The organism is Streptomyces seoulensis, from assembly GCF_004328625.1.
Lineage (GTDB): Bacteria > Actinomycetota > Actinomycetes > Streptomycetales > Streptomycetaceae > Streptomyces > Streptomyces seoulensis.
Map to the genome: position 1 here is coordinate 6,262,324 of NZ_CP032229.1, position 19,834 is coordinate 6,282,157.

At 72.3% G+C, this 19,834-nt stretch carries 21 protein-coding genes; 8 read left to right on the forward strand and 13 right to left on the reverse strand.

Annotated elements, in window-relative coordinates; translation table 11 throughout:
* The first annotated feature begins 2 nt into the window (after nt 1-2).
* From D0Z67_RS28655 to hypE, 3 genes are all read left to right on the forward strand, one after another.
* Nucleotides 3-293 carry a HypC/HybG/HupF family hydrogenase formation chaperone gene (locus tag D0Z67_RS28655; protein ID WP_031179519.1) on the forward strand — a complete coding sequence of 97 codons (291 nt, stop codon included), beginning with the start codon at nt 3-5 and terminating at the stop codon, nt 291-293.
* Nucleotides 290-1,435 carry a hydrogenase formation protein HypD gene (gene hypD / locus D0Z67_RS28660; protein ID WP_031179520.1) on the forward strand — a complete coding sequence of 382 codons (1,146 nt, stop codon included), beginning with the start codon at nt 290-292 and terminating at the stop codon, nt 1,433-1,435. The genes D0Z67_RS28655 and hypD overlap by 4 nt, the downstream gene beginning before the upstream one ends.
* Before the next feature lie 76 nt (nt 1,436-1,511).
* Nucleotides 1,512-2,501: a hydrogenase expression/formation protein HypE gene (hypE, locus tag D0Z67_RS28665; protein WP_234312625.1), complete on the forward strand. Its 990-nt coding sequence runs from the start codon at nt 1,512-1,514 to the stop codon at nt 2,499-2,501.
* Nucleotides 2,502-2,557: 56 nt separating this feature from the next.
* On the opposite strand, the gene hypA is transcribed toward hypE, so the two are convergent.
* The 9 genes from hypA to D0Z67_RS28710 form a co-directional block, all read right to left on the reverse strand.
* Entirely contained in the window at nt 2,558-2,905 is a 348-nt protein-coding gene (hypA, locus tag D0Z67_RS28670) for a hydrogenase maturation nickel metallochaperone HypA (protein ID WP_031179522.1), read from the reverse strand.
* A 7-nt stretch (nt 2,906-2,912) separates the two neighbouring features.
* Nucleotides 2,913-3,113 (reverse strand): hypothetical protein, encoded by a 201-nt coding sequence (locus D0Z67_RS28675; RefSeq protein ID WP_031179523.1) that lies wholly within the window; start codon nt 3,111-3,113, stop codon nt 2,913-2,915.
* A gap of 20 nt (nt 3,114-3,133) precedes the next feature.
* Nucleotides 3,134-3,340: a hypothetical protein gene (locus D0Z67_RS28680; protein WP_031179524.1), complete on the reverse strand. Its 207-nt coding sequence runs from the start codon at nt 3,338-3,340 to the stop codon at nt 3,134-3,136.
* A gap of 37 nt (nt 3,341-3,377) precedes the next feature.
* Nucleotides 3,378-3,962 (reverse strand): DUF5947 family protein, encoded by a 585-nt coding sequence (locus tag D0Z67_RS28685; RefSeq protein WP_031179525.1) that lies wholly within the window; start codon nt 3,960-3,962, stop codon nt 3,378-3,380.
* A complete protein-coding gene (locus D0Z67_RS28690; RefSeq protein WP_031179526.1) occupies nt 3,959-4,531 on the reverse strand; it encodes a NifU family protein in 573 nt (190 codons plus the stop codon). Before D0Z67_RS28690 ends, D0Z67_RS28685 begins: the two co-directional genes overlap by 4 nt.
* Nucleotides 4,524-6,317 (reverse strand): nickel-dependent hydrogenase large subunit, encoded by a 1,794-nt coding sequence (locus tag D0Z67_RS28695; RefSeq protein WP_031179527.1) that lies wholly within the window; start codon nt 6,315-6,317, stop codon nt 4,524-4,526. Before D0Z67_RS28695 ends, D0Z67_RS28690 begins: the two co-directional genes overlap by 8 nt.
* Before the next feature lie 72 nt (nt 6,318-6,389).
* Nucleotides 6,390-7,481 carry an NADH-quinone oxidoreductase subunit B family protein gene (locus tag D0Z67_RS28700; protein WP_031179528.1) on the reverse strand — a complete coding sequence of 364 codons (1,092 nt, stop codon included), beginning with the start codon at nt 7,479-7,481 and terminating at the stop codon, nt 6,390-6,392.
* 85 nt (nt 7,482-7,566) lie between these two features.
* Nucleotides 7,567-9,033 carry a hypothetical protein gene (locus D0Z67_RS28705; RefSeq protein WP_031179529.1) on the reverse strand — a complete coding sequence of 489 codons (1,467 nt, stop codon included), beginning with the start codon at nt 9,031-9,033 and terminating at the stop codon, nt 7,567-7,569.
* A 128-nt stretch (nt 9,034-9,161) separates the two neighbouring features.
* Nucleotides 9,162-9,827, reverse strand: a complete 666-nt coding sequence (locus D0Z67_RS28710; RefSeq protein ID WP_031179530.1) for a DedA family protein — start codon at nt 9,825-9,827, stop codon at nt 9,162-9,164.
* Nucleotides 9,828-9,991: 164 nt separating this feature from the next.
* Here D0Z67_RS28710 and D0Z67_RS28715 point away from each other — a divergent pair, with 164 nt between their 5' ends.
* Nucleotides 9,992-11,551, forward strand: coding sequence for a tetratricopeptide repeat protein (locus D0Z67_RS28715; RefSeq protein ID WP_031179531.1), 1,560 nt, complete (start codon nt 9,992-9,994; stop codon nt 11,549-11,551).
* Here the strand turns inward: D0Z67_RS28715 and D0Z67_RS28720 are convergent.
* Nucleotides 11,518-12,546, reverse strand: coding sequence for a LysR family transcriptional regulator (locus D0Z67_RS28720; RefSeq protein WP_051887473.1), 1,029 nt, complete (start codon nt 12,544-12,546; stop codon nt 11,518-11,520). The genes D0Z67_RS28715 and D0Z67_RS28720 overlap by 34 nt on opposite strands.
* A gap of 208 nt (nt 12,547-12,754) precedes the next feature.
* Between D0Z67_RS28720 and snpA (D0Z67_RS28725) the strand changes: the two genes are divergently transcribed.
* Both snpA (D0Z67_RS28725) and snpA (D0Z67_RS28730) read left to right on the forward strand, forming a co-directional pair.
* Nucleotides 12,755-13,423, forward strand: coding sequence for a snapalysin (gene snpA / locus D0Z67_RS28725; protein ID WP_037774336.1), 669 nt, complete (start codon nt 12,755-12,757; stop codon nt 13,421-13,423).
* 223 nt (nt 13,424-13,646) lie between these two features.
* A complete protein-coding gene (gene snpA / locus D0Z67_RS28730) occupies nt 13,647-14,318 on the forward strand; it encodes a snapalysin (protein WP_031179534.1) in 672 nt (223 codons plus the stop codon).
* A 64-nt stretch (nt 14,319-14,382) separates the two neighbouring features.
* Here the strand turns inward: snpA (D0Z67_RS28730) and D0Z67_RS28735 are convergent, their stop codons facing one another.
* Entirely contained in the window at nt 14,383-15,252 is an 870-nt protein-coding gene (locus D0Z67_RS28735) for a DMT family transporter (RefSeq protein WP_031179535.1), read from the reverse strand.
* Nucleotides 15,253-15,450: 198 nt separating this feature from the next.
* On the opposite strand from D0Z67_RS28735, the gene D0Z67_RS28740 reads away from it, so the two are divergent.
* On the forward strand, nt 15,451-16,215 hold the full coding sequence (locus D0Z67_RS28740; RefSeq protein WP_107059505.1) for a LamG domain-containing protein: 765 nt from the start codon (nt 15,451-15,453) through the stop codon (nt 16,213-16,215).
* Between the two features lie 96 nt (nt 16,216-16,311).
* The gene (locus D0Z67_RS28745) at nt 16,312-17,442 is read left to right on the forward strand and encodes a winged helix DNA-binding domain-containing protein (RefSeq protein WP_031179537.1); all 1,131 of its coding nucleotides are present in this window, start codon (nt 16,312-16,314) and stop codon (nt 17,440-17,442) included.
* 95 nt (nt 17,443-17,537) lie between these two features.
* Here D0Z67_RS28745 and D0Z67_RS28750 read toward each other — a convergent pair whose 3' ends face one another.
* Both D0Z67_RS28750 and D0Z67_RS28755 read right to left on the reverse strand, forming a co-directional pair.
* Nucleotides 17,538-18,233 (reverse strand): DUF4232 domain-containing protein, encoded by a 696-nt coding sequence (locus tag D0Z67_RS28750; RefSeq protein ID WP_031179538.1) that lies wholly within the window; start codon nt 18,231-18,233, stop codon nt 17,538-17,540.
* A gap of 72 nt (nt 18,234-18,305) precedes the next feature.
* On the reverse strand, nt 18,306-19,784 hold the full coding sequence (locus D0Z67_RS28755; RefSeq protein ID WP_031179539.1) for a glutamate-cysteine ligase family protein: 1,479 nt from the start codon (nt 19,782-19,784) through the stop codon (nt 18,306-18,308).
* Nucleotides 19,785-19,834: the final 50 nt, after the last annotated feature.

Consider the following 19,834-nt stretch of genomic DNA (forward strand, 5'->3'; position numbering starts at 1 on the left):
CCATGTGTCTAGCTGTGCCCGGCAAGGTCGTCGCCATCGACGAAGGCACCGACCCGCTCACCGGGCTCGTCGACTTCGGCGGCGTCCAGAAGCAGGCGTGCCTGGAGTATCTGCCCGATGTGCGGGTGGGGGAGTACGTCATCGTGCACGTCGGCTTCGCCCTGCAGAAGCTGGACGAGGAGTCGGCCCGCGCCTCGCTGGAGTTGTTCGAACAACTCGGGCTGCTGGAGGAGGAGTTCGGGGACGCCTGGGAGCAGGCCGAGCGGCAGGGAAGCGGGAGTGAGAACCGGTGAAGTACATCGACGAGTTCAACGACCCCGCGCTGGCGCGCCGTCTGCTGGACGAGATCCGGGCCACCGTCACCCGGCCCTGGGCCCTGATGGAGGTGTGCGGCGGGCAGACCCACTCCATCATCCGGCACGGAATCGACCAACTCCTGCCCGACGAGGTCGAGTTGATCCACGGGCCCGGCTGTCCGGTGTGCGTCACCCCGCTCGACGTCATCGACAAGGCGCTCGCCGTGGCCGCCCGTCCCGACGTGATCTTCTGCTCCTTCGGCGACATGCTCCGGGTGCCCGGCACCGACCGCGACCTGTTCCGGGTCAAGGGCGAGGGCGGCGACGTACGCGTGGTGTACTCCCCGCTCGACGCGCTGGAACTGGCGCACAGACACCCGGAGAAGCAGGTGGTGTTCTTCGCCATCGGCTTCGAGACCACCGCACCCGCCAACGCCATGGCCGTCCACCAGGCCCGCAGGCTCGGCCTGGACAACTTCAGCCTGCTGGTCTCGCACGTCCGGGTCCCTCCGGCGATCGAGGCGATCATGACCGCCCCCGAGTGCCGGGTGCGGGGCTTCCTCGCCGCCGGGCACGTGTGCAGCGTGATGGGCACCGCCGAGTACCCCGAGCTGGCCGAGCGGTTCCGGGTGCCGATGGTGGTCACCGGGTTCGAGCCGCTGGACATCCTGGAGGGCATCCGCCGCGCCGTGCACCAGCTGGAGCGCGGCGAGCACCGGGTGGAGAACGCCTACCCCCGTGCCGTCCGCGAGGACGGCAACCCGGCCGCCCTGCGCATGCTCGAGGACGTCTTCGAGGTGGTCGACCGCAACTGGCGCGGCATCGGCCCCATCCCGGCCAGCGGCTGGCGCCTCGCCGAGGCGTACCGCGCCTACGACGCCGAGCACCGCTTCGACGTCACCGGCATCCGCACCGAGGAACCCGCCGTCTGCCGGGCCGGAGAGGTGCTCCAGGGCCTCATCAAGCCCACCGAGTGCGAGGCGTTCGGCACCGCCTGCACCCCGCGCACCCCGCTCGGCGCCACCATGGTCTCCAGCGAGGGCGCCTGCGCCGCCTACTACCTGTACCGCCGGATGGAAGACGGCATCGCGCCGCTCGGATCGCGCATCCCGCGTAAGGAGATGAACCCCGTTGGCTGACCTCACCGAGGCCCTCGCGACCGACCCCGCCAACTGGACCTGCCCCGCCCCCCTCCGCGACCAGGGCGTGGTCGTCATGGGCCACGGCGGAGGCGGCGCCCTGTCCGCCGAGCTGATCGACCAGGTCTTCGCCCCCGCCTACGGCAACCCCACCCTCGCCGGACTCGCCGACTCCGCCGTGCTCCAACTGGGCGGCGCCCGGCTGGCGTTCTCCACCGACTCCTACGTGGTCCGCCCGCTGTTCTTCCCCGGCGGCTGCCTCGGCGACCTCGCGGTCAACGGCACGGTGAACGACCTGGCGATGAGCGGAGCGAGGCCCGCCTACCTGTCCACGGCGTTCGTGCTGGAGGAGGGCGTCGAGATCGCCGTCGTCGACCGCGTCGCCCGCGCGCTCGGCGCCGCCGCCCGCGCCGCGGACGTCACCGTCGCCACCGGCGACACCAAGGTGGTCGAGTCCGGCCACGGCGACGGCGTCTACGTCACCACCGCCGGCGTCGGCCTCGTCCCCGACGGTGTCGACATCCGCCCCCAGCGCGCCCGGCCCGGCGACGCCGTCCTCGTCAGCGGGCCGATCGGGCTGCACGGGGTCGCGGTGATGAGCGTGCGGGAGGGGCTGGAGTTCGGCATCGAGATCGCCTCCGACACCGCGCCGCTCGCCGGTCTGGTCGCGGCCATGCTCGCCGTCACCAAGGACGTGCACGTCCTGCGCGACCCCACCCGGGGCGGCCTCGGTGCCTCCCTCAACGAGATCGCCCGCGCCTCCGGCACCGGCGTCCGGATCACCGAGCGGGCGGTGCCGGTGCCGGACGAGGTCGCGAACGCCTGCGGTTTCCTCGGGCTGGACCCGCTGTACGTGGCCAACGAGGGCCGGCTCGTCGCCTTCGTACCCCGCGGGCACGCCGACGCCGTGCTCGCCGCGATGCGCGCCCACCCCCAGGGCGCCGGGGCCGCGCTGATCGGGGAGTGCGTGGCCGAGCACCCCGGCATGGTCACCGTCGCCACCGGGCTCGGCGGCACCCGCGTACTGGACCTGCCGCTCGGTGAGCAGCTGCCCCGCATCTGCTGAGCACACGAACCGGCCCCGTCCACACCAGGGACGGGGCCGGTTCGCGCGTGCGGGGATCAGTGCACCGCCTCCACGGCGGTGATCTCCAACTCCCGTCCGCCGCGCAGGTCCTGGGACGGCTGGTCGCAGGCGGGGCACCAGAAGAACGGCGGCATGCCCACCGCGAACTCCGCCGCGCACCCGCCGCACCAGGCCACCGCCGTCACCTGCTCCACCACCAGCTCGGCCGAGGCGAGCGAGGTGCCGTCACGGGCCACCTCGAAGGCGAAGTGCAGCGCGTCCGGCACCACACCCGCCAGCTCGCCCACCCGTACGGTCACCGAGGTGACGTCCCCGGCGCCGTCCGCGCGGGCGATCTCCCCGGCCTGCTCCACGATCGCGGTCGCGATCGACAGCTCGTGCACCGGTGCCTCACGGGTACCGGCGGAGCGCGCGGCGGCCGCCGGTCATCCGGTAGATCTTGATCTCCCGGACCATGCCGGGGACCTCCTTCACGAGCAGCAGCAGCGTCAGACCGACGAGCACGGCGGCCTGGGCGACGAGCACCCGCCGCCCCGTCCACAGGGTCCGCTCCGTCTCCTCGACGGCCCGCGCGGCTTTCTGGATCTTCATGGCGCTCACTTCCTGCCCTCTCATCCCGGTGGAATGTTCGGCATGACGTCGAGGATGGCGTTGTGCCGCTTTGTACGGACACCCGTGGAGCGGCGCGCGTCGGCGGTGCCGTCCTCGTGATGGCCCGCCTGCTCCTGGTAGGGGCCCTTGTTGCCCTCGTGCAGACCCGGCACGTGCGTCGGCGTGTCCGGCTTCACCTGGGGACGGCCCACTCTGATCCTGCCCATGATCGTCTCCTCTCCGGGCTTCACAACCCTCTGGGCTTCACGAACGCTCGGTGAGCTCCGCGAAGAACCGTGCGGCGGCCGGCCACACCCGGCCGCCGCCGGACAGCCCCTGCCACTCCGCGCGGACCAGGGCGACCATCCGGAAGCAGTCGTCGACGGGCACGATCCAGTGCTCCTCCTGGCCGCGCACCGTGTTGACCAGCAGCGCCTCCACGTCGGGTACCACGGAGGCGAGCGGCGGACACGCGGCGGCCAGACCCTGCCAGGCACCGGAGTCCACCTCCCACCGCATGGCCCCGGCCGGGCTCGGCCCCTGCGCGGTCACCGTGCCGTCGGCGCGCGGCACGAAGAACACCAGCCCCACCGGCACGCCCAGCGCCGCCGTGTCGACCGGCGCCAGCCGCACCCGGCGCCGGGGCACCAGCCGGTACCGGCCGCCGCCCGCGCCCTGTCCGGCGAAGAGCACCGAGCAGGGACCGCAGACACAGCGGATCTCGTCGGCCGCCGTCTCGAACAGATGCGCGTGCTCCTCGGCCACCGGCGCGGCACACAGCTCGCACGTCTCGGGCCGCCCGGCCCCGGCCGGACCGGAACGGATCAGCCGGGCCAGCGCCCCGCTCACCGCGTCTCCTGCGGACGCTCCGCCCGGCGCGTGGTCAGCGTGGCGAGCGGCACGAACGCGGGCGGCCTGGCCCGCTCGGCCGTGACCGCCTCCACCGCGCCCAGCTCCGGGGCCGCGGCCAGTACGGTCGCCCGCACCACCTCGGTGACGTCCCCGCCACCCCCGCCGCACCCCGACCCGCAGCCACCGCCGCCGGAGTCGACCCGCACCCGGGCCACCCCGTCCTCGACGCCCAGCCACTGTAGGTCCCCGCCGCGCTCACGCACCGCCGGGCGCAGCCGCTCCACCGCGCGCTCGGCCCGCCGCTCCGGCGGCTCGGGGTGCAGGGAGTGCAGCACCAGCAGATGCGCCAGCAGCTCGTCGCCGGCCGCCCGGTCCAGCAGGGCGGCGTCCGCGCCGTCGAGCATCCGGGCCAGCGCCTCCCCGTACACCTCGGTGAGCAGGCCCACCGACTCCAGGGCCTCGGCGGACAGTTGGCCGCTGCCGGACTCCAGCCGCTCCAGCAGTTCGTCCAGCCGGGCGAGCCGGGCCTCCACCGCCGGGTCGGCGAGCCGGGCGCCGTCAGCCATGGCTGGCGCCGTAGGTGGGGGAGTGCACGACGTCCAGCGTCTTGCCCTTGCCCATGTACATGTGGACACCGCAGGGCAGACAGGGGTCGAAGCTGCGCACGGTACGCATGATGTCGACGCCCTTGAAGTCGTCCGGCCCGTTCTCCTCGAAGATGGGCTGGCCCTGGACGGCGTCCTCGTACGGGCCGGGGGTGCCGTAGATGTCGCGGGGGCTCGCGTTCCACGGGGTCGGCGGGTACGGGTGGTAGTTGGCGATCTTCTTGTCCTTGATCACCAGATGGTGCGAGAGGACCCCGCGCACGGCCTCGTGGAAGCCGCAGCCGATCGCCTCGTCCGGGACCTCGAAGTCCTGGAACACCTTGGTCTCGCCCGCCCGCACCAGCTCCATGGACTCCTCCAGGAACTGCAGCGCCATCGCGGCCGCGTACGCCACGAAGTACGGCCGGGCCCGGTCGCGTTCGAGGGTGTTGCTCCACTTCGGGATGGACCACTCCAGGGTGGTCTCCGGGAGCGACTCGCCCTTGGGCAGCTGGATGCGCACCTTGCCGTCGACGGCCTTGACGTACCGGGTGTCGACCAGGCCGTTCAGCGCGGTGGACCACAGGCGGGCGAGCGGGCCGCCGCCGGTGTCCAGGGCGAGGTGCTTGTCCGTCTCCTGGTGGTACCAGCGCGGGCTCATCACCCAGCTGTAGTTGCCGTCGAACTCGCGCTTCTGCGGCACCGGGACCGTGGTCTGGTTCCACGGGTGCCGCATGTCGACCGGGTTGCCGAGCGGGTCGTGGGTGACGAACGGCTGCTCGTTGACCCAGTCGTCGTAGTACGAACTCCCCAGCATGATGCGCATGTTGAGGTTGATGTCGATCAGGTTGTTGGTGACCAGCTTGCCGTCGACGATGACGCCCGGCGTCACGTACATCGCCTTGCCCCACTCGTTCATCGAGGCGTAGCGGTAGTCCACGACGGCGGGGTCCTGCCAGGCGCCCCAGCAGCCCAGCAGGATGCGGCGGCGCCCGACCTCCTCGTAGCCCGGCAGGGCCTCGTAGAAGAAGTCGAAGACGTCGTCGTTCATCGCCACCGCCTTCTTGATGAAGTCGATGATGTGCATCAGCCGGCTGAGGTAGTCGGTGAAGACGCTCGGCTGCGGCATGGTGCCGACCCCGCCCGGATACAGCGTGGAGGGGTGCACATGCCGCCCCTCCATCAGGCAGAACATCTCCCGCGTGACCCGGCTGACCCGGAGGGCCTCCTTGTAGACCTCGCCCTCGAAGGGGTTGAACGCCTTCATGATGTCGGCGATGGTCCTGAAGCCGTGGATCTCCCCACGCGGGGCGTCGGTGCGCTCGGCGCGGGCCAGCAGCGTCGGGTTGGTCGCCTTGACCATGGCCTCGCAGAAGTCCACGAACACCAGGTTGTCCTGGAAGATCGTGTGGTCGAACATGTACTCGGCCGCCTCGCCGAGGTTGGTGATGTGCTCGGCCATCGGCGGCGGCTTGATCCCGTACGCCATCTGCTGGGCGTAGTTGGAGCAGGTGGTGTGGTTGTCCCCGCAGATACCGCAGATGCGCGAGGTGATGAACCCGGCGTCGCGCGGGTCCTTGCCCTTCATGAACACCGAGTAGCCGCGGAACAGCGACGAGGTGCTGTGGCACTCCGCGACCTCGCGGTTGGCGAAGTCGATCTTCGTGTAGATGCCCAGGTTGCCGATGATCCTGGTGATCGGGTCCCAGGACATGTCCACGAGCTGTGCGGGTTTGCGCCCCGTGGGCCGGGATTCGGTGGTCGTCATCTGCGGTACTGCCCCTCGCTGTCGGGGTGGTGCGGGTGGGGGTGGGGGTGTGCTGCGGTGGCCGTACCGGTGTCAGGGGCGCCAGTACGGGTCGTAACCGCTGGTGAGCTTGCTCTTCCTGTGCCGCCACTTGGGCTCGTGGTTGACCATCTCGTTGGTCACGCCGCGCAGCCGGCGCACGACCGCCCCGTACGGCTTGATGACCAGGGAGGACAGGGCGCCGCCGGGGGGCTCGTCCATGAACGGCATGAACGCGTCCGGGAAGCCGGGCATGGTGCAGCCGATGCAGATGCCGCCGACGTTCGGGCAGCCGCCGATGCCGGCCATCCACCCGCGCTTGGGCACGTTGCAGTTGACCACCGGACCCCAGCAGCCGGTCTTCACCAGGCACTTGGGGGAGTTGTAGTCGAGGCCGAAGTCGCCCTGCTCGTAGTACGAACCCCGGTCGCAGCCCTCGTGGACGGTCTTGCCGAACAGCCACTGCGGCCGCAGCATGTGGTCCAGCGGGGGCGGCGGCGCGTCACCGGCGGCGTGCTGGAGCACCCAGACCAGGGTCTCCATGAAGTTCTCCGGCTGGATCGGACAGCCCGGGACGTTGACGATGGGCAGTCCGGCCGTCGACTTGTAGTCCCAGCCCAGGTAGTCCCCGAGGCCCATGGAACCGGTCGGGTTGCCGGCCATGCCGTGGATGCCGCCGTAGGTCGCGCAGGTGCCGGCCGCGACCACCGCCCACGCCTTCGGGGCGAGCTGGTCGATCCACCAGTTGATGGTCTGCGGCTGCCCGGTCGCCGGGTCGTTGCCGAACGAGGTCCAGAAGCCGTCGCCCTCGATGATGTCCTGGTTGGGCACCGAGCCCTCGATGACGAGGATGAACGGGGTGTCCAGCTCGCCGCGCGCCGCCGCCCGGTAGGGGGCGAGGAAGTCCTCGCCGCCCAGGCTCGGCGAGAGCACCTTGTTGACCAGGTTGACCTTGGGCAGGCCGGGGATCAGGCCGAGCACCACGTCCTCGATGGAGGGCTGCATGGCCGCCGTCAGGGAGACGGTGTCGCCGTCGCAGCTCATCCCCTCCGAGATCCAGAGGATGGTGATCTCGTCCATCCCCTCGTGTTCCTCGGATCGTCCGATGCGTTCACGCGCCGCGGTGGTGTGGCTCTCGGTGGTCATGTCGCCTGCCTTCGCTGCGGTCGGTCGGCCGCTGGGGAGTGGGTGTCGCCGTCAGGGGCGTCCGGGCTCGGGTCCGGCGGGGGCTTCAGGGTCGGGGCTCGGCGCCGTCCCCGAGGGGCTTGAGTTCGTCGGGCCGGAAGTAGTGGAAACGGCCGTACCAGCCGTGCAGTTCGGCCGCCGGATCGTCGTCGACGGTCACCGCCAGGTGCATGCTGCCGTCCACGTCGTGGAAGACCGCGGCCACCTCGGCGGTGCGTCCGACCAGGAACATGTCCTGGGCGTCCGCCCCGCGCAGCCTGGGGTTGAGCCGCACCCGGCTGCCGGTGCCGAGCGGGACGCCGTCCACGGTCACGGTGTCCGTCGTCGGGGACAGCCCGGCGTCGCCGCCCTCCTGCCACCACGCGGGCCGCGCCTCGGGCGCTTCCCGCGCCTCCTGGGCCGGGGCCAGCGAGCGGATCGCGCCGTGCAGGTTGGCGAATACCTCGGGCGGCATCGTGTCGACCCGGTCGAGGATGCGGGCGGCGCGCGGGTCGGTGGCCCGCGCCTCCGCCTTCTCCTCGTCGGTCAGCAGCATCGTGCGCAGCGTCAGGATCTCGTCGATCTCCGCCGCGTCGTGCAGATCGCCCGGACTCTCCGGCGCCACCTGCGGATGATCCGGCAGGATGATCGGCGCGGAGAGCAGTACGGGCCCGGTGGCGCCGTCCGCGCTCCGGCCGGCCGGTCCGCCCAGCACGGGGAAGGTGAAGGCGCTGCGGCAGCCGCGCGCCCGGTCCCGCAGCGCGGCCGGCGGGTCGGTCTGCGACACGAACTCCAGCCCCTCGCCACCCAGCAGGGTGTGCGCCGCGAGCAGCGCCTGCCGCAGCGCCTCGGCGCGCGGGGCACGGGCATCCGGCGCCTCGCCCGCGTTCTCGGTGCGTACGCACAGCCGGAACAGACCGTCCGCGAGCTGTTCGGCCGCGACCGTGGTGTGCGCCCGTACGTGCTCGCGGCGGCGCACCACCCGCCCGGCACCCAGCTCCTCGGTGTCGACGGCCGGCGGCGCGGAGACCTCGGCGGTGCACGGACCGCGCAGCAGCTCCGCGAGCGGCCACGCCAGGTCCACCTCGTACGGGACCGCCTCGTCGAAGCTCAGCTGGACGGTGCCGTCGTCCCCGCGCAGCGACTCCACGGGCCGGTACCGGCCCTCGTCCAGCGCCTCGATCTGCTTGCGCTGGAGCTGGAGGTAGCGCACGCGCAGCCGCAGCACCGTGTCCGGAGCCGCCCGCAGAAGGCACTCGGTGCGCTGGTACCAGGAGTCCGCCGAACCGGAGATGCCCTCGGCGACCGGGCCGTCCGCCTCCACCCAGGTACGGGGGAGCAGCACCCCGAACTGCCAGCGGACCCGGTTCTTCGCCGAGGAACGCCGGTAGGGGTAGAGCAGATAGCCCTCGTACAGCACGGCGTCCGCGACCGCGCCCACCCGGGCGAACGGATCGGCGGACAGCCCCTCGGGGATGTCCCGGCCGGGCGCGGCGGCACACGCGGTGCCGACCTCGCCTCCCGTGTCAGCCATGCCGCCTCCTCGCCGCCGGTGCATGGGGCCATGTCTCCCACCGTCGTCCACCACCGTCACACCGCACACCCGGCCTCGCCCCTTAGGCGGACCCCGGTTGAGCCGGGCGGGTGACGCGCGAGGGCCGCTCAGTCGCCGGTGTCGCCGGTGCCGCCCGGGTCCTGCTCGCTCCGACGGCGCCGGGAGCGGACCACCTCCACCAGGAGCGGCAGCAGGGAGACCGCGACGACCAGCGCGATCAGCGGGAGGAGATAGTCGTCGACGTGGTCGACCGAAGCGCCCAGTGCCCACCCGGCCAGGACCAGGCTCTGGGACCACAGGACCCCGCCGACCGTCTGCCAGATGGTGAAGACGCGCACCGGCACCCCGAGCGCCCCGGCCGCCGGATGCAGCACGGAGCGCAGCATCGGCACGAACCGGCCGATCACCAGCGCCTTGCGGTAGCCGTACCGGGCGAGCAGGCGTTCCGCCCGCGCCACGCCCTCCTTGACCCGGCGGCTGGAGGTGCGGGTCAGCAGCGCCCGGCCGCCGTGCCGCCCGATGAGGAAACCCACCTGGGCCCCCGCCACCGAGCCCACGGCCGCGCACAGCATCACCTGCCACAGCACCAGCCGGGGCGGCTGCCCGCCGTGCTGGACCGCGCAGAGCACCCCGGCCGGGAACAGCAGTGTGTCGCCCGGCAGGAAGAAGCCGACGACCAGCAGCCCGGACTCGGCGAACGTCACCGCCAGCACACCCAGGGCGCCGAAGGCGGCCAGCAGGGACGCGCTGTCCGTGGGGTTGACGGCGTTCACCCGCCCATCGCCTCCCGGCCCGCCGATCGGTCGTCCGGCATCCAGTCTCACGTGAACCGCGCTCACGCGCCCGCGCATCGTCCGGCACGCACACCCTCTGTCGTGCACTGGACACCCGCCGTAGACTCGACTGGAGCGCGGGGCGGTTGACAGGGGGAGCCGACATGCCGGAAGCGCCGTACGGCCCGCATCAGGGGTTCACCGTTCCGCCGATGCCGTCCGGGCCACCGCCCGCGCCGCCGAACGCGTTGCGCGCGGCCGCCGTGGCCGTGCTCAACCTGAGCGGCCTCGGCCTCGGCTACGCCCTGCTCCGAAGACGGGGCCCGCTGGCCCTGTGTCTGGCGGCCACCGTCGTCCTGCTCGTCGTCGCCCTGCCCGCCGACGCCGACGGCCTGCCCACCGGTGTACTGGTCGGCTACCTCGTCGTCCTGCTGCTCGCCGCCGCCCACGGCGCCCGCCTGGGACTGCGCACCCCGCTGTCCCTCCAAGCCCCCCTCGCCCTGCTGCTGGGCCTGGTGCTGCTCGCCGTACCGGCCGGAGGCGCGCTCTGGTACGACGGTGCGCGCGCGGAGGCCGAACAGCGGGCGCTGCTCGGCCGGCTGGAGAAGGCCGACGATCTGGTGGCGGTGGCCGGACAACACACCTTCGCCGCCTCCCGCGCCGACTACCGCTCGGCCCTCGCCGCCTACCGCGACCTCGCGGTGGACCACCCCGGCTCCCGCGCCGCCGACCGCGTCCCCGCCCGGATGCGCGCCTACTACGCGAGCGTCGGCGCCGCGTACGGCCGTGGCGAGTACTGCGGGGCCGTCGAACCCCTCCGCTTCCTCCGTACGGTGCCGCGCACCATGCCCGCCGACCGACTCGGCACGCTCACCCACTGGCCCGACGACCGGCTGGCCACCTCGCTCTACGAGTGCGGCAAGGCCGACCTCGGCGACGGCGGGGAGGCGTGGACCGACCGGTTCCGCGAACTGCTCGCGGACTTCCCCGGCTCACCGGCCGCCGCCAAGGTGGTGCCGGCCGTCGACGCGACCGTCCGGAGCGCGCAGCAGGGGGTCGGCGGGAAGGCACCCTGCACCGCCGTGGACCGGCTGCACACCCTGGAGACCCGGCTCACCGACCTCGCCGCCTCGGCCGGGAACGCCGCCACCGACCTCACGGCGGCCGCCGCCCGTGCCGGGAAGGGCGGGGACGCGGGCGTCTACGAGTGCGGGGTGGACCAGTACAAGGACGGCGACTTCGCGGCCGCCCGGAAGAGCATGCAGAGCTACGTCTCCGACACCAAGAACGGCGGCAAGCGGGACCGGGCCCGGAAGATCGCCATAGCCGCCGAGGTCGCCCAGACCCTCCCGGCCGCCGGGAAGAAGCTGCCCACCACCGCCTCCGGCGGGAGCATCTCCGTCACGGTGAAGAACGACAGCCCTCACGACATCACCGTCCTCTACACCGGCCCGGTCACCGGCAGCTTCACCCTGAAGGCGTGCGGCGGCTGCACGGCGTACTCCCTGACCGAGACCCTCAGACCGGGGTTCAAGCCGTGTTCCGACAGCGGACGGAACTATCCGCAGCGAACAATCCAACTGCCCACCGGCACCACGTACTTCGTGCACCAGCCGCAGGGCACCGGAGCCGGCGCGCCCGCCTCCGACACCGCGAAGATCAGGCCGGGCTATGTGTACACCGAGTGTGCCTACACCACGCGGACGTTCGGGTCCGGCATCTGAGCGGGTCTCGGCTCCGGGCCCGGCACGGTCCGGGTGACGGTGCCGCACAGGGCGGGGTCGCACGGCTCCGGGCCGCGCTCCAGCCAGTCCCGGTAGGCGGGGGCCTGGTGGGCCACCTCCCAGTAGGCGTCGGCCAGTTCCTCGAAACCCCGGTCGAGGTCGGTCTCGGTACGGGCCGCGAGCAGCAGCCGCACCCCGATCGGGTCGCCGTGCAGCGGGCGGATGGCCAGGTCGGAGCGGGGGTGCGCGGTGGGCTGGCTGACGGTGACCACCTCGCCGGTGGCGGCCAGCGAGTAGGCGGTGAGGTAGTCGCCGTGCAGCAGGTCCGGCTCGATCCCGGCCTCGCGCAGCACCCGGCAGATCGCGTCCCACTCGCCGTCCACCGTGGAGTCGACCATCCACCGGTCCTCGGCCAGCTCGGTGAGCCGCACCTCGCTGCGGGCCGCCGCCGGATGGTCGGCCGCCAGCGAGACGAACTGCGGTTCGCGCTCCACCAGCACCCGTAGCCGCAGCCCCGGCGGTACCCGCAGCGGACTGCCCTCCACCTCGTGCACGAAGGCCAGCTCCAGCGCGCCGTCGGCGACCTGGCGCAGCAGCGCGTTGGCGGATGCGTCCATCTGGAGCGAGGGCTCGGCCGCCGGGACACGGGAGCGCAGCCGCCGCAGCCAGCCCGGCAGGGCCCGGCTGGCGGTGGCGCCGATCCGCAGCCGGGGGCCGGCCGAGGCGCGGGCGGCGGCCGCGCGGGCCTCGGTGACCAGGGCGTCGAGTTCCCCGACCAGCGGGCGGGCTCGGCTGAGCACCAGCCGGCCCAGCGGGGTGACGCGGCAGCCGGTGTGGCCGCGGGTGAACAGCGGGCCGCCCAGCGCCTTCTCGATCCGGCGCAGCTGGGTGCTCAACGAGGGCTGGGCCAGGCCGAGTTCGCGCGCCGCCTGATGCAGGCTGCCCGCATCGGCGATGGCGCACAGAACCCGGAAGTGCCTCACCTCTAGCTCCATGACGGGAGCCTAGGGCGGGTTTGCATGCTCACGCCAGACGCATAAATCACCCCGCACCGCCACGAGTTGCCGGGGATAGCCCGGTGCTATCGCAACTTGCCATTAGCCGAAGCCTGTTGATCTATCCAAGACTCGGATGCAGCCGGTCGTTCACCCCCACTCGAACGGCAGGCCACCCCCACACGCATCGAAAAGAGGAGCACCCCACATGTCGTCCTCCCGTATGCCCGCGAAGACCACCAGAATGATCGTCGCCCTCGGCCTCGGCGTGGCCGCCGCCACGTTCGGCGCCGCCGCCCCGGCGTCCGCCCAGCCCGCCCTGCTCGCCGCGCACGCCGGATACGCCGGCTCGGCCCAGGAGGCGTCGAACAACCAGGCGTTCTTCGACGCGGTCATGAAGTCGGTCGCCGAGAAGCGCGCCGACAACCCGGGCCTGAAGTCGGTCACCATCACCTACAACCCGTCGGCCGCGCCGACCTTCAGCTCCCAGATATCGAGCGCCGCCTCGATCTGGAACAGCTCGGTCTCCAACGTGAAGCTGTCCGCCACCTCCGGCACCGGCGACTTCTCCTACCGCGAGGGCAACGACTCGCGCGGCTCGTACGCCTCCACCGACGGCCACGGCAGCGGCTACGTCTTCCTCGACTACGCCCAGAACCAGGAGTACGACTCGGTCCGCGTCGTCACCCACGAGACCGGCCACGTGCTCGGTCTGCCGGACCACTACGAGGGTCCGTGCAGCGAGCTGATGTCCGGCGGCGGCCCCGGCCCGTCCTGCACCAACTCCAGCCCGGACGCCAACGAGCGCGCCCAGGTCGACCAGCTCTGGGCCAACGGCTTCGCCAAGGCGCTGGCCAAGGTCAACCAGGCCCGCTGACCCCCGAGCACGCCCCGTACTAGCCCCCGACCGCGGACCGTCGCCCCCACGCGACGCTCCGCGGTCCGTCGCGTTCCCGGGCCGGCACGCGGCGGAGCCGATAGCTCGCCGCTATCCCAACTTGCCATCATCCGGACGTCCTTGACCTGCCCGAGACTCAAGGGCAACCGGCCGTTCACCCCCATACGGACGGCCCTCCCCACGTACGAAACGAGGACCCCACATGACGTCGTCCCGTACGTCCTCCAAGACCGTCAGATCCCTCCTCGCCCTCGGTCTCGGCGTGGCCGCCGCCGCGTTCGGCGCCGCCGCCCCCGCCTCCGCCCAGCCCGAGCCCGTCGCCGCCCCGCACGCCGGGTACACCGGCTCGGCCAGGGAGGCCGCCGACAGCAAGGCGTTCTTCGACGCGGTGCTGAAGTCGGTCGCCGAGCAGCGGGCCGAGAACCCGAGCCTCAAGGCCGTCACCGTCTACTACAACGCCAGCCAGGCGCCGAGCTTCCGCTCGCAGATATCGAGCTCCACGTCCATCTGGAACAGCTCGGTCTCCAACGTCAAGCTCGCCTCGACCACCGGCACCGGCAACTTCTCCTACCGCGAGGGCAACGACTCGCGCGGCTCGTACGCCTCCACCGACGGCCACGGCCGGGGCTACGTCTTCCTCGACTACGCGCAGAACCAGCAGTACGACTCGGTCCGGGTCACCGCGCACGAGACCGGCCACGTGCTGGGCCTGCCCGACCACTACAGCGGCCCGTGCAGCGAGCTGATGTCCGGCGGCGGCCCCGGCACCTCCTGCACCAACCGCTACCCGAACGCGACCGAGCGCTCCCGCGTCAACCAGCTGTGGGCCAACGGGCTCGCCAAGGCGCTGGCCAAGGTGAACCAGGACCGCTGAGGGTCCCCCTGAAACGTGCGGGCCGTCGTCCACCCGGTGGACGGCGGCCCGTCCGCGTACGGGCTCAGTCGTCCGAGCCGGGCGGCGGGCGCTCGATGAGGTTCTGCACGGCCCGGCTAAGCACCAGCACCCCGCCGACGATGAACAGTGCCCCGAGCGCCTCCGGCACCAGCCACCAGCCGGTGCGGATGCGCTCATGGAAGAGGAAGATCCCCAGGGCGAGGCTGACCACCGCGTCCCCGATGGTCAGCGCCGGCTGGGCGGCGGCCAGCGGACCCGCCTGGAGGGCGTTCTCCAGCAGCAGCACCGCGGCCGTACCGGCCAGCGCGAACCCGTACGTCTGCCAGGCGGTGATGAACGCGAGGAACCCGTCGTCCGCGAAGGCGCCCGTGGCCGACTTCAGCAGAGCGGCCGTCAGCGCGTTGGCGATCGCGGAGCCCGAGGCCAGCAGGGCGGCGCGGCCGGCGGCCGGACGCTCGTGCCGGGACAGCAGCGTGACCACCACGACCGCGCCCACGCACAGCACCAGCGCCGGGACCCAGCGGGTCAGCGGCGCCTGGTCGCCCGCCCCGTGCGGTGCGGCCGCCGCGAGCAGTACGGCCAGGCCCGCCACCACCGCGCCGACCCCCCACCAGCCGTAGCGGGGGAGGTGCCGGTGCAGCAGCGGGCCCACGATCAGCAGCGCGAACGGCAGCTCCAGGATGAACAGCGGCTGCACCAGCGCCAGCGGGCCGTTGACCAGCGCCAGGCTCTGGAACACCGCGGCGCCGATCACCCCGGCCATGCCCAGCACCCACGCCGGGCGGCGCACCAGCTCCGCCAGCAGCTTCAAGCCGCCGTGTTCGCTGGTGGAGGCCGCCTTGCGCTGGAACGCCGTACCCATGGCGTTGCTCGCGGCACCCGCGACGGCGAAGGCCGCGGCCAGTTCGATCACTGATGTCTCCCGCCTGCGTAAAGCCTATGAAAAGCCTACGAAAGCCCTGCCCGGCCCGCCGCCGGACCGCCGCCGCGCACACCCGTCCGCGCCGGATACCGGCCGAAGCTGCGGCCCGTATTCACTCGTTCGGGTTCTTTCTGTGCGGATGTCCGGGTCTGGGGGCATGGCGCGTCGCTGGACGGAGAAGAAACGGGCATGCACGAACCGAATCCGGGCAGCCCCCTCCCCGGTCCGCGGTCCGCCGCCGCTTCCGACGTGGTGTTCACCGCCGACTTCACGTCCGAACGGCAGTGGGTGGCGGGCCGCTCCTGGGCCTATCCCAACGGCGGCCCGGTCAATCCGGGCGACGACAAACTCGACTATCTGGTGACCGACCCCGCCTACAGCCGCTCGGGCGTCTTCCGGGCCAGACGCAGACCGGACGGCCGGTGGAACACCGGCCTGCTCACCACCGAGGGCAGCGCGGACGGCTTCGAGGTCCGTACCGGCGACATCCTGGAGGCGCGCGTCCGGCTCCCCCGGGAGATCGGCGCCTGGCCCGCCATCTGGACCTGGCGGGACGGCGGTCAGGAGGTCGACGTCTTCGAGTACCACCCCGACAACCCCGACCTGCTGGAGTTCACCAACCACGTACGCGGCAGCAACCGCTACTTCCGCGACGACATGATCAGCCCCGGCGCCTGGGTCGACCTGCGCACCGAGTTCGGCTCCCGCTCGGTCGTCTGGTGGGCCAACGGCAGACGGGTCTTCGCCGACCAGCGCGGGACCGGCCGCAACTGGCACGCCTACCTCATCGTCAACCTCTCCGTGTGCGGCGGGCGCTACCACCCACCGCCCCGCCGCGAGACGACAGAAATGTCCTACCAGGTCAGCAGACTCGTCGTCCGCCGCCCGAACACCACCGGCCTCACCACGGCCCAGACTCAGGACGCCACCGCCGAGGAAGGAGCCGAGAGGTAGCGGACCCGCGTCCGCGGGGGTGGTCCGACTCGTTCCTCGCGCAGATGCGGACTGGGAAGTCAGTCCCGGCAGGGGCGGGGCGTATTCTGCGCCGTTATGATCACCGCGCGTGAACTCAACCGGGCTTCACTCAGCCGCCAGTTGCTGCTGGAGCGCGAGCGACTGACCGTCCCCGACGCGATCCGGCGCGTGGTCGCGCTGCAGGCGCAGCATCCGGCCTCGCCCTACCTGGCGCTCTGGAACCGGGTCACGGATTTCGCTCCGGCCGAACTCGACGCCGCCTTCATCGGGCGTGCGGTGGTCAAGGCGACCCTGATGCGGATCACCCTGCACGCCGTGCATGCCGAGGACTATCCGGTCCTGCGCACGGCGATGCAGCCCACTCTGTACGCCTCCCGGCTCGGTTTCCGCTTCGCCGAGGCGGGGCTGACCCCGGCGGACGCCGACGAACTGGTGCCGGAACTGCTGGCCTTCGCCCGCCGGCCGCGGACATCGGCCGAGATGCAGGCGTGGGTCGAGGAGCGGCTCGGTGCCGAGAGGAAGGACGGGGCGTGGTGGGGACTGAAGGCGTATGCGCCGCTGCACCACGCCCCGACGGGCGGGCCGTGGTCATTCGGTTTCCGGCCGTCCTTCGTCGCGGCCGGGACCGGGCCCGTCCCCGAGGGGCGAGCGGTGGACTCACATGCGTTGCGAACCCTGATTCTCCGCTACCTGGCAGGCTTCGGGCCCGCGTCGGTGGCGGACGTGGCGCAGTTCGCCATGGTGCGGCGGGGGCCCGTTCGCGAGGCCCTGCGTGCTCTGGACGGCGCTGTCGAACAGTTCCAAGGCCCGGACGGCGGCACGCTGTTCGACCTTCCGGCCGGCCCCCGTCCGCCGGAGGACACTCCCGCACCACCTCGGCTCATGGCGATGTGGGACAGCATCCTGCTGGCCTACGCCGACCGCAGCCGGGTGATACCCCCCGCCTACCGCCCCCTGGTGATCCGCAGGAACGGAGACGTACTGCCCACCCTGCTCGTGGACGGCTACGTCGCCGGTGTCTGGCGCCCAGTGGACGGAGGTATCGCAGCCACGGCCTTCCACCCCCTGCCACCCGCCGCCTGGGACGGACTCGCCGCAGAAGCCCATTCCCTGCGCGCGCTCCTCGACGACCGCGACGTGAAGGTCTACAGCCGTCACCACCACTGGTGGGCGAAGCTTCCCGAGGCCGAGGTGCGGACACTGTGACCAGCTGAGCTGACGCGCGAACTTCAGCGGCCCCGCGCAGGCGGGGATGGTCCGGGGTGCGGCCGGGGCGGTGGCCCGGCCGGGGCCCTGGCGCGTCAGGAGCGCGTGTCCGCCTGCTGCATCGAGGCGACCGCCTGCGCGACCGTCGCGCTGTACAGACCCAGCTTCGGCTTGAGAACCTTCGCGCCGGAGCCGAGCGGGAAGTTCCGGGTCTCGGCGTTGGGCATGTGGTCGCCGTCGGCCAGCACGTTCATCTCGTCGATGCCGGGCGCGGTGCCGGTGGTGGCGCCGCTCGGGTCGAGGTCGATCACGGCGTAGGCGGTACGGCCCGCGCGGAGCGCGTAGGCGGGCGGGCCGCCGAGGCCGCCGGGGACCAGCGGCTTGATGTTGTGGCTCTGGTCGGCCGAGGCGGAGGAGCCGAGGTCGACGGCGGGGTAGTAGCTCAGGCCACAGGCGCTCGCACCGGCGTTGCGCACCTCGATCACCCGCTGGGTCGCGGCGCGCCGGGTCACCCGCACGGTCACCTGGCCGCCCGCGCAGGGGTGGGTGTAGGCGTAGCTGTCGGTGTCCTTCGCCCCACCGGACTTGGTGCCGGCCTGCTTGGCGGTGACACTCTTCGAGACGGTCGAGCCGCCGGACTTCAGCGCGGTCATGGCGGCACCCTCGTCCTTTGAGCCGGAGCCGGAGCCGGAGCCGGAGCCGGAGCCGGAGCCGGAGCCGCAGGCGGTCAGGGCGACGGCGAGGACAGCTGTGCCGGCGGCGAGCGCGGTGGAGCGGTGGAGCGTACGCATGGGAATTCCCCCGTGAGGTTGGTGCGTGCCGTCGTACTGACGCCCGACTCCGGTCCGCCTCTCCCGCCCCCCTCAGTCCACCGGCCAGGTGTGCACCGGGGCGTTCAGGTGCATGTAGTCGATGTAGAGCTCCGTCATCCGGCGCAGCGCCTCGTGGCGGCCGGTGCGTGTGGTCTCTTCCAGTCTGTGCACCATCTCCTTCTGCCACACCGCGCCGTTGCGGGCCGTGACGCACCGCTGCTCGATGATGCCGAGCAGCGGCTCCCGCCAGGCCGCGTCCATGCCGGAGAGCTCCAGACCCCGGTGCGCCAGCGGCAGCAGCCGCCGCAGGACCAGTTCCGGGACCGGCACCTCGCCCATGCCGGGCCAGTACAGCAGCGCCTCGATGCCGTGCCGGGCGGCGGTGTGCAGGTTCTCCTCCGCCGCCGAGAACGACATCCGCGACCACACCGGCCGGTCCTCCTCCACCAGGGCCCGCGTCAGCCCGTAGTAGAAGGCGCCGTTGGCGAGGGTGTCCGCGACCGTCGGGCCCGCCGGCAGCACCCGGTTCTCCACCCGGACGTGCGGCCGGCCGTCCGCGACCGCGTACACCGGGCGGTTCCAGCGGTAGATCGTGCCGTTGTGCAGGGTCAGCTCGGCCAGCTCCGGGATGTCGCCGCGGTCCAGCGTCTCCGCCGGGTCCTGCTCGTCGCACAGCGGCAGCAGGGCCGGGAAGTAGCGCAGGTTCTCCTCGAACAGGTCGAAGACGCTGGTGATCCACCGCTCCCCGAACCAGACCCTGGGCCGTACCCCCTGCACCTTGATCTCCTCGGGCCGGGTGTCCGTCGCCTGCTCGAACAACGGGATTCGGGTCTCGTGCCACAGCTCCTTGCCGAACAGGAACGGCGAGTTCGCCGCCAGCGCCACCTGCACCCCCGCGATGGCCTGCGCCGCGTTCCAGTAGCCCGCGAAGTCCTCCGGGGAGACCTGGAGATGGAACTGGGTGCTGGTGCAGGCCGCCTCCGGGGTGATCGTGTCCGCGTAGGTGCGCAGCCGGTCCACGCCGTCCACCTCGATGCGCAGATCCTCGCCCCGGGCCGCGAACACCTGGTCGTTGAGCAGCCGGTAGCGCGGGTTCTCCGACAGCGCGGCCACCCCGATGTCGGCCTGGCGCAGCGTGGGCAGGATGCCGACCGTCACCAGCCGCGCCCCGACCGTACGGGCCCGGTCCTCGGCGTGGTTGAGCGCCGCCCGGATCTCGCCCTCCCAGGCGTCCGGGCCGCCCGCCGTCAGCCGGCGCGGGGGCACGTTGATCTCCAGGTTGAACCGGCCCAGCTCGGTCGACCAGGACGGGTCCGCGATGGCCTCCAGCACGTCGTTGTTGCGCATCGCGGGCTCGGCGTCGGCGTCCACGAGGTTCAGCTCGATCTCCAGCCCGACCCGCGGCCGGTCGCTGTCGAACCGCGACTCGCGCAGCATCTGGGCGAACGCGTCGAGGCACTTCTGCATCTTGAAGCGGTACCGGCGGCGGTCCTCGCGGGTGAAGACGAGCGCCGGGACGTCCCGTCCCATCGGCCCTCCCTGCCCTCCTGGATTCCGTCCTCCCACACCTGTGCACTCCA